The following is an 11,750-nucleotide window of genomic DNA, read 5'->3' on the forward strand; positions in this document are numbered from 1 at the left end:
GGCGCTAGTCGATCTCCAGCAGCACGGTGAAGGGGCCGTCGTTCGTGAGCGACACGCTCCCCCAGCCTGGCGGCTGGGAGGTACCCCCATGTCGGCGCCGTTGGGGGCACCCCCAGCCGCCAGGCTGGGGGAGGCCGGTGGCCACCTCGGCGCCGAGGGCGCGCAGGTCCGCGCAGACGGCCTCCACCAGCGGCTCGGCCAGCTCGCCGGGCGCCGCGGCCTGCCAGGTCGGGCGCCGGCCCTTGCGCGCGTCACCGTAGAGAGTGAACTGGGAGACGACCAGCAGCGGCGCCCCCACGTCCGAGCAGGACTTCTCGCCCTCAAGCACCCGCAGCGTCCACAGCTTCCGCGCCATCCGCGCGGCGGTCTCGGGCGTGTCCGCGTGCGTGGCGCCCACCAGCACGCACAGGCCCTGGCCCGTGATCTCCCCGACCGTCTCGCCGCCGACGGTGACGGCCGCGCCGTCCACCCGCTGTACCACCGCTCGCATGGCGGCCATTGTGCCGGAACGTTCCCTCCCGGCGACCGGTATCCGGATGGGTGCCACGGCCTGGGCGCGGGGTGGGTACACAGTGACACGATGCGTGGCACGGGGTACGTAGGGCGCCACCGGACCGAAACGGGTACGAGGGGACTAAAGCGCATGAGCACACCGGGTCTCGGCAGGACGGCGCGGACCGGCGCCCAGGGCGCGTGGGAGCGGACCGAGGGCGCGGGCGGGGCCGGCCTGCCCCCCCGGGCGGGCGCCGGGGCGGGGGCCGGGGCGGCTTCCCCGGCCGCGGCGGAGACCGGCGGCCGTTCCTCCCGGGAGCCGGACCTGACCTCCCTCGCGCTGAACGAGGTCCGCGAGCTGCGCCGGGCCGCCGTCCGCGAGGAGGGCGACATCGGCTACGTGCGGCGGCTGCTCCAGGGCCGGATCGACATCCTCCAGGCCGAGGGTCGGCGCCGGGTCACCCCGGACGCCGGGCTGCTGGAGGCCCTGCCCTCGATCCTGGCCGACGGGCCCTCCGCGCAGCGCCCCTCGGCCCGGCACGTGACCGTCACGACCCCGGTCGGGGAGGAGTACCGGCGGCTCGCGGAGGACATGCTCGGGGAGGTCGAGCTGTCCGACCCCAGCGCGCTGACCGACGACGAGCTCCACGACGCGCTGGGCCGGCTGGCCCGCTGCGAGGCGCGGCTGTCGCGGCGGCGGCAGGAGCTGCATCGCACCGCGGACGCCTGCGGGGCGGAGATCGCCCGGCGGTACCGCGAGGGCGAGGCCCAGATCGACGACCTGCTCTCCTGAACGCCCCGGCCGCCCGGCCGGGGGAACGGCCGGCCCCACGGAAGGCGGCGCGCATGTCCGAGACCGCTCCCGGCACTGTTCCCGGCACCGCGCCCCCTTCCGGGGAGGCCCCGCCGGTGCTCGCCGAGGTGGTGAGATCCGGGTTCGTGGAGAGCCGGCACCGGGGCGCGCTCGTGGTGCTGGCGCCCGACGGCTCCCTCGCGCGGGCGCTGGGCGACGTGCGCGCCCCCGTCTTCCCCCGGTCCAGCAATAAGCCGATGCAGGCGGCCGGCGTGCTGCGCGCGGGCCTGGACCTGGCGGGGGAACGCCTGGCGCTGGCCGCGGCCAGCCACGCCGGGGAGCCGTTCCACCGCGAGCTGGTGGCGCGGATGCTGGCCGAGCGCGGGCTGACCGAGGAGGCGCTGGGCTGCCCGGCGGAACGCCCGGGGTTCGGCGAGGGCGAGGGCCCGGCCTCGCGGCTGGCGATGAACTGCTCGGGCAAGCACGCCGCGATGCTCTCGGTCTGCGCCGAACGCGGCTGGCCGCTGGACTCCTACCTCGACCCCGGCCACCCCCTCCAGCGGCTGATCGAGGAGACGGTGACCGAGGCGACCGGCGAGCCGGTGGCGCGCACCGGCGTGGACGGCTGCGGGGCCCCGCTCCCGGCGTACTCGCTGACCGGCCTGGCGCGGGCGTTCCGCTCCCTCGTACTGGCGGAGCCGGGCACGCCCCGGCGGCGGGTGGCGGACGCGATGCGGGCGCACCCCGAGTACGTCGGGGGCACGGGGCGGCCGGACACGCTGCTGATGCGGGCGGTGCCGGGAACGCTCTCCAAGCTGGGCGCGGAGGGGGTGCAGGCGGTGGCGCTGCCGGACGGCCGGGCGCTGGCGTTCAAGATCGAGGACGGGGCGGCACGGGCGCGGCTCGCGGTCCTGGCGGCGGCGCTGCGGGGGCTGGGCGTGGACCCGGCCGCGGTGTCGGCTGCCCTCCCGCCGGAGGTGGTGCTGGGCGCCGGGCTCCCCGTCGGCGAGGTGCGCGCGGCGTTCTGAAACGGCCGGGGCGGGCCGCCTCGCGCCCCCTTCCCCGGGCCCCGTGGGGCCGCGGGAAAACTCCGTGGCCGTCTGTCAGTGGGCGGACGTAGCCTCGAACACATGTCTCTCGACACCCGTTTCGTGGCCGGCGACGACGCCGCCTCCCGCGCCTGGCTCCGCGCCGTGCACCTCGGGTTCCTCAGCCCGCCCGACCTGAGCGACGAAGTGCTGGCGGAGCGGGTCGCGCGCATGGACCTGGGGCGGGCGCAGGGCGCCTTCGACGGGGACCGCTGCGTGGCCACCTTCCGCAGCTTCGACCAGCGGCTGACCGTCCCGGGCGGGGGGACGGTCGCCGCCGACGCCATATCCTCGGTGACCGTCACGGCCACGCACCGGCGGCGCGGGCTGCTGAGCGGGATGATGGCCGCCGACCTGGCCGCCGCCAAGGAGCGCGGCGACGTCGTGGCCACCCTCATCGCCGCCGAGTACCCGATCTACGGCCGCTTCGGCTTCGGCCCGGCCACCACCGCGGTCACCTGGCGCGTGGACGTCACGCGGGCCGGCCTGGACCCGCGCTGGGCCCCGGGCGCGGGCGAAGGAGCGGGGGCCGGGGGGGAGCTGGCCTTCGTGGACGGCGCCGAGGTGCGCAAGGCGGCCCCGGAGATGTACGACCGGTTCCGGCTCGGGCAGGCGGGCGCGATCGACCGCTCGCGGCTCTTCTGGGAGCGGTACACCGGCGAGGTCCGCTGGGACGAGCCCTGGCGCGAGCCGTTCCACGTGCTGCACCGGGACGCGGACGGGGTGCCCCAGGGCCTGGCCACCTTCACGACCGACGACGCGTGGGCCGGGATGCTCCCGAAGAACACCGCGACCGTCGCCGGGCTGACAGCCACTTCCCCGGCCGTCGAGCGGCTGCTGTGGCGGTTCGTGCTCTCGCTGGACTGGGTGACGGGGCTGGTGAGTTCGCGCACCGCGCCGGACGCGCCGCTGCCCGCGGTGCTGCCCGACCCGCGGGCCGCCTCGGTGGAGACCCAGGCCGACTTCCTGTGGCTGCGCCCGCTGGACGTGCCGCGGATGCTGCGGGCCCGGACGTATCCGGCCGCCGGCGAGCTGGCGATCGAGGTGCGCGACCCCCTCGGCCTGGTCTCCGGGCGGTACCTGCTCGCGGCGGGCCCCGAGGGCGCGGACTGCGCCCCGGCCCCGGCCGGGCGGGCCGCCGACCTGACGCTGTCCACGGGCGCCCTGGCCGCGCTCTACCTCGGGGACGTCACGGCCTCCTCGCTGGCGGCCTTCGGCGACCTGGAGGAGCACACGAGTGGGGCGACGGCCCGCGCGGATTCGCTGTTCCACACGGGGCGCCGCCCCTGGTGTCCCGATATCTTCTAGTAGTGCTGCCCGTCGTGCATCGTGTTCTTCCGGTGGTGCGTGTGCCGTCCGTGCTTCCCGTGCCGCGTGCCCGTTCCGCCGCCGCCATGGAGCCCCCCGACTCTTACGACAATCCGAAGATTTTGCGTCGCTAGAAGTTGCTCACCAGCAGCGTCAATAAGACCGTCGCGCCCACGGATGTGCAGGTGCGGTTCCGCCTGCGCATCCCGGTCCGCAGGATCAGCAGGCCGATGAGGCCCGGCAGTCCGAACTGGATCTCCACCGCCCGCTCCACCGCGATGCCGAAGGCAGCCACGGTGATCGTGGAGACGAGCATGACCCCTCCTCACATCGTGGCAACCGGCGCCTTCTGCGCCAAGTTCGCCGAGGTTGCAGAAAGTTGGCTAAGTTGTACGCCAACTATACGCTTGTTTTGCCCACTTGGCGTCGGCTGGGAAACGTCCTCATATCAACGGTCCGTATCTGGCTGAAACTTGTATGGTGAGTGCCGTGAGTCAGGAGCCCGTGCCGGAAGGCGACGAAGATCAACAGGTGGACGGCGGCGAGGGGGAGCGGGGCAGCGAGCCCCCGGGCGACCCACTCACCGCCGACCACATCGCCGGCACGCTTCGGGACCGCATACGCTCGGGGACGCTGCCGCGGAACGCGAGGCTGCCCACCCAGCGGGCCCTGACCGACGAGTTCGGGGTCAACCGCACCACCGTCCGCCAGGCGCTGGCGATCCTGGAGCGGGAGGGCTACCTCAGCGCCCGGGGACGCGGCGCCCCCGCCGTCGTGAGCGCTCCCGCCTCCGACAGCCCCCGCCCGGCCGGGGTGGCGGTGGCGGACCGGATAGCGGTGGCGTTCCAGGCCCAGGACATCACCATCGACGCCTTCTGCCTGACCACCGAGACGCTCAACTCCGCGCTGGCCGCCCCCCTGGTGGCCATCTCCGCCGGGGAGCTGACGCCCAAGTCCATCGCCATCCGCGTCCTGTTGCCCAACCCGGACGCGCCGCTGGCCTACCCCCGGCTGGTCTCCGACCCCTCCGACCGCCGCCCGCTGGCCCGCCTGCGCCAGCTCACCCGCACGTTCTCGACCTCTCTTCGCCACCAGCTGACATCTCTGGCCGAGATGCAGCTGGTTCCTGACGTCCGCGTGGAAATCCGGTCGGTTCCCATTACGCCCGTCCAGAAGCTGTATCTGCTCAACGGGAGAGAGGTTCTGACCGCCTACTACCAGGTCGTTCCCCGCGTGGTCGAATACGAGCGGGAGCAGCTCGAGATCTACGACGTCCTCGGGCTCAGCTCAAAAGTATTCCGGTCTTCCTCGGACACCGCGTTTGTTGAAGAGTCACACCAGTGGTTCGAGTCCCTCTGGTCAACGCTGGCCCAACCGCTCACACTGGGTTAAATGAGGGAACTCATCAGTAATGCCCGCTGTGTTCTCTTCGACTTCGACGGCCCTGTCTGCCGCCTCTTCGCCGTCCACACGGCGGAGAGCATCGCGCACCGGCTCCGCGAGCTGGCCGCCGAACTGTCGGTGACCTCGCTGCTCACCCCGGAGTTACGCGCCTCCCCCGACCCGCACCAGGTGCTGCGCGGCATCGCCCGCCGCAACCCCCCGCCGGGCGTGGTCCACGGCCTGGAGGAGGCCCTCACCCGCGAGGAGGTGTCCGCGGCTGCCAGCGCCCACCCCACCCCGTACGCCGCCGCGCTCATCGCCGCGCTCTCCACCCGCGGCAGACAGGTGGCCATCGCGACCAACAACTCCCCCCGCGCGGCGGACGCCTACCTCCGCCGCCACGACCTGGCCGGCTACGTCGGCGGCCGCGTCCACGGCCGCACCGGGGACGTCGCCCTGCTCAAGCCGCACCCCGACTCGGTGCTGCGGGCCCTGGCCTCCACCGGGGGCGAGCCGCACAGCTCCCTGATGATCGGGGACTCCACCGCCGACCAGGCCGCCGCCCGCGCGGCCGGGGTGCCCTTCCTGGGGTACGCGCCCGACGAGGCCGCCGCGGCGGCCTTCGCGGCGGAGGGCGCGCGCCACGTGGTGCGCTCCCTCGAACAAGTCCTGACCGCCCTCATCGCCCCCACCTTCGGGTGAGCACCCAAGTGAGCCATCGGCAGCGCGGCCCCCGCGGCGTACCGTGTCGCTACTCGTTCACCCACACGCTGCCGGAAGGCCACCACCATGAGCCAGCCGCCGCTGCCCGGGCCCCCAGCGCCCCTGACCACGCTGCGCGGTCACCACCGCGTCTGGCAGATCCTCCAGCCGGGAGGCGACCTCGCCTCCCTCGGCCGCCTCAAGGCGGCCCGGCCCCGACCCGGGGCGTTCCGCTACGACCCGCGCTGCTTCGACAGCGAGGAAGACCTGCTGATCGAGCTGGCGTTACTGGGCATGGAGCGCATCGCGCCCGTCTACCGGCTCGACGAGGGCGACCTGCGTGTGCAGGGCTACATCGAGGGCGAGCCGCTCTCCAGGACCCACCCGCCCGGCACCGCGCTCGATGGCCCGCACCTCGATCAGCTCGTCGCGTTCTTCGGCGCGCTGGCGCAGGTCCGGCCCAGCGCCCTGGCGTTGCTCCACCGCTGCCCGCCGGGGGAACGCCCGCGCTCGGGCCGGGCGTTCCTGCGGCGGCTGGTCCGCTTCACCCGCCGCCACGTGTACGCCGCGCACCGCCCGGCGCTGGGCCGCCTGTTCGCCGGGCTCGGGGTGGACCCCGCGGTCCTCTCCCCCACCGGGCCGCTGGCCCGGGACGCGGCCCTGCTGACCGACCGGCCCTTCTGCCTGCTGCACGGCGACCTGCACCGCGACAACCTCATCGTCGCGGAGGCCGACGGCCGGCTGTGGACCATCGACTGGGAGCTGGCCCTGGTCGGGGACCCGCTCTACGACGTGGCCACCCACCTGCACCTGATGCGCTACCCCCCGGCCCAGGAGCACCGGCTGCTCAGCCGCTGGGCCCGGGAGGTGGAGCGGCACCTGCCCGGCGCCTCCGCAGGGATGTCCCGCGACCTGCCGCGCTACCTGGCCTATAAGCGGGTCCAGTCCGTCTTCACGGACGTCACCCGGCAGGCGTACGCGCTCGCCGCCGCGCCGCCGGGGACGTTCGCGGAGGAGCTGGGCCGCACCGGCGAGCTGGTGGCCGGGGCGCTCAGAAGGGCCGCGCGCACCCTGGGGCTGGGCCGAGTGCCCAGCCCCAGGTCTGTGGAGGCGGCCTACGCGGCCTTCCTCAGATCCGGGCCGAACGGGGGTCCCGCTCCTGGCTCCCCGCCGGGTCCAGGTCAGGGTCCCCCGCCCCGCCCGCCACTGCCGGGGCCGGCTCCGGCGTCTCCAGCCGCACCCGCGGCAGCAGCCGTTCCAGCGGGGCAGGCAGCCACCAGGCCCGGCGGCCCAAGAGTTCCATGGCAGCGGGCACGATCAGACAGCGGATGATCACCGCGTCCACGAAGATCGCCACCGCCATGCCGAAGCCCATCTGCTGGAGCATCCGCTCCGGGCTGAGCATGAACGCGCCGAAGACCACGATCATGATCGCGCCCGCGGCGGTGATCACCGAGCCGGTGTGCCCCAGGCCCTCGCGGACGGCCGCCGAGGCGTTCCCCGTGCGCTCCCACTCCTCGTGGATGCGGGAGACGAGGAAGATCTCGTAGTCCATCGACAGGCCGAAGACGATGGCGAAGATCATCACCGGCAGGAACGCCTCGATGGGCCCGGCCTCGACCAGCCCGAAGGCGCCCTCCTGGAAGACCAGGGTCATCGCGCCGAGCGCGGCGCCGATGCTCAGCAGGTTCAGGAGGGCCGCCTTCAGCGGGATCAGCGCCGAGCGGAAGACGACCGCCAGCAGGAGCAACGACAGCCCGACCACGATCGCGACGAACAGCGGCATGCGTCCGGCGACCGTGTCGGAGTAGTCCTGGGTGGCGGCGGTGGCGCCGCCGACCAGGTAGTCCGCGCCGGTCCGGTCCTCCAGCGCGGGCAGCACCTCGCCGCGCAGCGCGGCCACCAGGTCGGCGGTGGCCTCGTCCTGCGGGGCGGAGTCGGGGAAGGCGATCACGGTGGCCACTCGGCCGTCCCCGGTCAGCACGGGCGGGGTCGCCGCGGCCACGCCGGGGGTCTCCCCCAGCAGGCGGGAGAGGGCGTTGCCGGCCTCCTCGGCGTCCGCGGCTCCTTCGGTCGCGTCCGCGACGACGACCAGCGGGCCGTTGAACCCGGGCCCGAAGCCCTCGGAGAGCAGGTCGTACGCCTCCCGGCTGGTCGAGCCGGCCGGGTCGTTGCCCGCGTCCGCGAAGCCGAGGCGCATGCCCAGCGCCGGGGCGGCCAGCGCGCCCAGCCCCACGACGGCCACCAGCAGCGCGGCCACCGGGCGGCGCTGCACCGCGGCCCCCAGCCGCCGCCACACCGCGCCCTCGGGCCGCTTGCCCTTGGCCGAACGCCGGGCCGCGCGCGCCGTGAACTGGCGCTGGAAGCGGCGGCCGAAGACGCCCAGCAGGGCCGGCAGCAGCGTCAGCGAGGCGATCATCGTCGCCAGCACGGTCAGCGCCACGGACAGCGCGATGCCCTGGAGCGAGCCCAGGCCCAGGGCGACCAGGCCGAGCAGCGCCACGATCACCGTGCAGCCGGCGAAGAACACCGTCCGTCCGGCCGCGTCCAGCGCCCGGGTGGTCGCCCGCTCCGGGCTCGCCCCGGCGATCAGCTCCGAGCGGTAGCGGGCGAAGCTGAGCAGGGCGTAGTCGATGCCGACGCCGAGGCCGACGAGCATCATCGTGTAGGGCGTGTAGTCCGCGATGGTGAAGACGTGCGAGGCCAGCACGATCACGCCGAGCGTGGAGCCGACCGCGAACACCGCGGTGAGGATGGGCAGTCCGGCCGCGATGACCGTGCCGAAGAGGAAGACGAGGATGACCAGCGCGGCCAGCATCCCCATGCCCTCGGCCGCGCCGCCCTCTCCGGCGGCGAGCAGCCGGGCCGCGTCGCCGCCCAGCTCCACCCGCAGCCCGTCCCCGGCCGCCTCCCGCGCGGTCTCGTGGATGCGCTCCACCTCCGGCAGGGTCATCTGCTCGGAGGGGACGTCCAGGACGACGGTGGCGAAGCCGATGGCCCCGCCGGGCGCGACGGCCGAGGCGTCCTCGTAGGGGCTGCGGACCTGCTCGACCCGCGGCAGGCCCGCTACCTCGTCGAGCATGCCCTCGACGCGCTGCCGCACCTCTCCGCCGGCCAGGCCGCCCTCTGCCTCGCTGCGCAGCACGATCTCGACGGTGTCCCCGGCCCGGTCGGAGCCGTGCTCCTCCAGCAGGTCGGCGGCCTCCTGGGACTCGGTGCCCGGCAGCGAGTAGTCCTCCCGGTAGGCGCTGCCCGCGGCGCTCGCCCCGGCCCAGATGGCGACCATGGCCAGCACCCACAGGCCCAGCGTCAGCCGGCGGCGCCGGTAGGAGAAGCGGGCGACGCGGGCGAAGACCCCGCCCCCGCCGTCGTCGTCGGTGGTCCTCGGTATGCCGGTGCCTGTGGCGTTCATCGGCCTTCTCCCGTCGTCTCGCGCGGCTCTCTCCACGCGCACCACGGTCGGCCACCGCCCACCCCCACCACGTCCCCCGCCGGAGGACACCCGCCCTACCCCCCTGGTTGCGCCCGGGCCCCGGCGCGTACCCCCGGGGTTGCGCCGGAACCCCGCGCTCTCCGGGATCTCCCCTAGGGCGTGTCCATCCAGCCCGGGGTGACCAGGCCCGTCTCGTAGGCGGTGATGACCAGTTGGGCCCGGTCGCGGGCGGCGAGCTTGGTCATCACGCGGCTGACGTGGGTCTTGGCCGTGGCGGGGCTGAGGACCAGGCGGCGGGCGATCTCGTCGTTGCTCAGGCCGCCGCCGACCAGGGTCAGCACCTCGCGCTCGCGCTCGGTGAGGGCGTTCAGCCGCGGCGCCGGGTCGGGGCGGCGGACGCGCCCGGCGAACTCCGCGATCAGCCGCCGGGTCACGGCCGGCGCGATCAGCGCGTCCCCGCGGGCGCACACGCGCACCGCGTGCAGCAGCTCCATCGGCTCGGTGTCCTTCACCAGGAACCCCGAGGCCCCGGCGCGCAGCGCCCCGTACACGTAGTCGTCCACGTCGAAGGTCGTCAGGATGACCACCTTCACGGCCGCCAGCGCCTGATCCGCCACGATCCGCCCCGTGGCCGCGAGCCCGTCCTCCTCCGGCATCCGCACGTCCATCAGCACCACGTCCGGCCGCAACGACCGCGCCAGCGCGACGGCCTCGCTGCCCGTGGACGCCTCGCCGACGACCTCGATGTCCTCCTCGTCCTCCAGAATCGACCGGAACCCGGCCCGGACGAGCTTTTGATCGTCCGCGAGAAGCACCCGGATACGCGACGGCTCACCACTCATCCCCCCAGCGTATGCGCCCCCCGCGCGCCCCTGCCGCGCCCCGTACGGGTCAGGCCCGCACCGGCAGGGGCAGGGGCAGGCGGGCCGAGACGTGGAAGCCGTCGGGGGTGGGGGTGGCCGTGAGGTCGCCGCCGAGGGCGCGGGCGCGTTCGGTCATGCCGGTGATGCCGCTGCCGGGGGCGTGGCCGGGGGGCGCGCCGCGGCCGTCGTCGTGGATGTCGACGCGCAGTTCGCCGGGGCGGTACGCCACGCGGATCGTCGCGCTGCGGGCCTGGGCGTGGCGGGTGACGTTGGTCAGGGACTCCTGCACGATCCGGTAGGCCGCCAGCGAGATCTGCGGGGGCACGACGGGCGGCTCGCCGGTGGTCTCGACGCGGACGCGCAGGCCGGTGGCGGCGGCGCGGTCGGCCAGCTCCGCCAGGCGTTCGAGGCCGGCGGGGGCCGGGGCGGTCGGCGCCTCCTCGTCGACCTGGCGCAGCACGCCGAGCGTGGCCCGCAGCTCGCGCAGCGCCTCCTTGCCCGCGTCGCGGACGAACTCCAGCGCGGTGACCAGCTCCTCCGTCTGCCCCGGCCGCTTGGCGCTGCGGTGGAGGGCGGCGGAGGCCTGGACGGTGATCAGCGAGACGTTGTGCCCGAGCACGTCGTGCAGCTCCCGCGCCAGCCGCAGGCGTTCCTCCGTGGCCGACTGGCGCGCGGCGGCCAGCGCGCGCTGCTCGGCCTCGCGCAGGTACGCCTCGCGCACGCGCATCGCCTGGCCGAAGGCGACGACGTTCAGCAGCCAGCCGGTGATCAGGGCGATGGCCATGTTGTCGACCTGGCGCGGGGCGTCCTCCTCGTGCAGCACGAATTCGCCGGTCACGATGACGAGAACGATCCCGGCGACCAGCCCGACGGCCGCGGCCAGGTGCCCGGCGCGGGTGACGGCGTACAGGGCGATGACGAACGCCAGCATCGGCGTCACCCCGTCCACCGAGGACAGCGGGAAGAACACCATCGAGGTCACCAGCACCAGGGCGGCCACGGCCACGGGCCACCGGTGGCGCAGCCCCAGGGCCAGCCAGCCGGCGACCACCAGCCCGCGCCCGAGGACCAGCGCGGGCCAGCCGCCCGTCTCGGGTTCGAAGAGGAGGACGGACGAATCGGCCAGCAATACGGCACCGGTGAGCAGGAAGGTGCGATCCGCCCGGAACTCCTGCGTGATGGCGCGAAACATGCCAATGAGAGTACGTAGTGTGGTGCGAAGCAACACCAGCAAAGGCCAACCCTAAGGACGTCCCCCATGACTGGCCCCGCCCCCCAGAGCAACGAGCCGGCGCACGACCCGGAGGTGCTCCAGCTCGCGTCGCAGATCTTCGATCTGGCCCGGGAGGGGGACGCCGCGGCCGTGGCCGCCTACGTGGACGCGGGCGTTCCGCCGAACCTGAGCAACGACAAGGGGGACACGCTGCTGATGCTGGCGGCCTACCACGGGCACGCGGACACCGTGCGGGTCCTGCTCGACCGGGGCGCGGACGCGGCGCGGGGGAACGACAAGGGCCAGACGCCCATCGCGGGCGCGGTGTTCAAGGGCGCGGCCGAGGTGGTGCGCGTGCTGCTGGAGGCGGGCGCGGACCCGGCGGCCGGGCACCCGTCGGCGATCGACACGGCGCGGATGTTCGGCCGCTCGGAGCTGCTGGACCTCTTCGGCGCGGCCTGAGGTTTCCGGCGCG

Annotated in this window: 11 protein-coding genes and 1 pseudogene; 7 read left to right on the forward strand and 5 right to left on the reverse strand. The window is 74.5% G+C overall.

The features are described 5' to 3' along the window. Positions 1 to 4 precede the first annotated feature (4 nt). Positions 5 to 490, reverse strand: a complete 486-nt coding sequence (locus tag RM780_RS01060) for a D-aminoacyl-tRNA deacylase (protein ID WP_311628462.1) — start codon at positions 488 to 490, stop codon at positions 5 to 7. A 153-nt stretch (positions 491 to 643) separates the two neighbouring features. On the opposite strand from RM780_RS01060, the gene RM780_RS01065 reads away from it, so the two are divergent. The 3 genes from RM780_RS01065 (at position 644) to RM780_RS01075 (ending at position 3,681) form a co-directional block, all read left to right on the forward strand. After that, positions 644 to 1,285 carry an RsiG family protein gene (locus RM780_RS01065; protein ID WP_311628463.1) on the forward strand — a complete coding sequence of 214 codons (642 nt, stop codon included), beginning with the start codon at positions 644 to 646 and terminating at the stop codon, positions 1,283 to 1,285. Positions 1,286 to 1,338: 53 nt separating this feature from the next. Beyond that, on the forward strand, positions 1,339 to 2,313 hold the full coding sequence (locus RM780_RS01070) for an asparaginase (RefSeq protein WP_311628464.1): 975 nt from the start codon (positions 1,339 to 1,341) through the stop codon (positions 2,311 to 2,313). 102 nt (positions 2,314 to 2,415) lie between these two features. Beyond that, a complete protein-coding gene (locus RM780_RS01075; protein ID WP_311628465.1) occupies positions 2,416 to 3,681 on the forward strand; it encodes a GNAT family N-acetyltransferase in 1,266 nt (421 codons plus the stop codon). Positions 3,682 to 3,811: 130 nt separating this feature from the next. Here the strand turns inward: RM780_RS01075 and RM780_RS01080 are convergent, their stop codons facing one another. Then, a complete protein-coding gene (locus RM780_RS01080; RefSeq protein WP_311628466.1) occupies positions 3,812 to 3,997 on the reverse strand; it encodes a hypothetical protein in 186 nt (61 codons plus the stop codon). A gap of 173 nt (positions 3,998 to 4,170) precedes the next feature. Here RM780_RS01080 and RM780_RS01085 point away from each other — a divergent pair, with 173 nt between their 5' ends. From RM780_RS01085 to RM780_RS01095, 3 genes and pseudogenes are all read left to right on the forward strand, one after another. After that, on the forward strand, positions 4,171 to 5,073 hold the full coding sequence (locus RM780_RS01085; RefSeq protein WP_311628467.1) for a winged helix-turn-helix domain-containing protein: 903 nt from the start codon (positions 4,171 to 4,173) through the stop codon (positions 5,071 to 5,073). Further along, entirely contained in the window at positions 5,074 to 5,766 is a 693-nt protein-coding gene (locus RM780_RS01090) for an HAD family hydrolase (protein ID WP_311628468.1), read from the forward strand. It begins immediately after the preceding gene. A gap of 294 nt (positions 5,767 to 6,060) precedes the next feature. Then, positions 6,061 to 6,615 (forward strand): annotated as a pseudogene (locus RM780_RS01095) (phosphotransferase family protein); the annotation flags it as partial. Positions 6,616 to 6,895: 280 nt separating this feature from the next. Here RM780_RS01095 and RM780_RS01100 read toward each other — a convergent pair. The 3 genes from RM780_RS01100 to RM780_RS01110 form a co-directional block, all read right to left on the reverse strand. Next, positions 6,896 to 9,178: an MMPL family transporter gene (locus RM780_RS01100; RefSeq protein WP_311628469.1), complete on the reverse strand. Its 2,283-nt coding sequence runs from the start codon at positions 9,176 to 9,178 to the stop codon at positions 6,896 to 6,898. A 173-nt stretch (positions 9,179 to 9,351) separates the two neighbouring features. Next, positions 9,352 to 10,041 carry a response regulator transcription factor gene (locus RM780_RS01105; RefSeq protein ID WP_311628470.1) on the reverse strand — a complete coding sequence of 230 codons (690 nt, stop codon included), beginning with the start codon at positions 10,039 to 10,041 and terminating at the stop codon, positions 9,352 to 9,354. A 49-nt stretch (positions 10,042 to 10,090) separates the two neighbouring features. Next, entirely contained in the window at positions 10,091 to 11,254 is a 1,164-nt protein-coding gene (locus tag RM780_RS01110) for a sensor histidine kinase (RefSeq protein ID WP_311628471.1), read from the reverse strand. 66 nt (positions 11,255 to 11,320) lie between these two features. Between RM780_RS01110 and RM780_RS01115 the strand changes: the two genes are divergently transcribed. Continuing rightward, positions 11,321 to 11,737, forward strand: coding sequence for an ankyrin repeat domain-containing protein (locus RM780_RS01115; protein ID WP_311628472.1), 417 nt, complete (start codon positions 11,321 to 11,323; stop codon positions 11,735 to 11,737). Positions 11,738 to 11,750 lie beyond the last annotated feature (13 nt).

The sequence above is a fragment of the Streptomyces boetiae genome (genome assembly GCF_031845405.1).
Lineage (GTDB): Bacteria > Actinomycetota > Actinomycetes > Streptomycetales > Streptomycetaceae > Streptomyces > Streptomyces boetiae.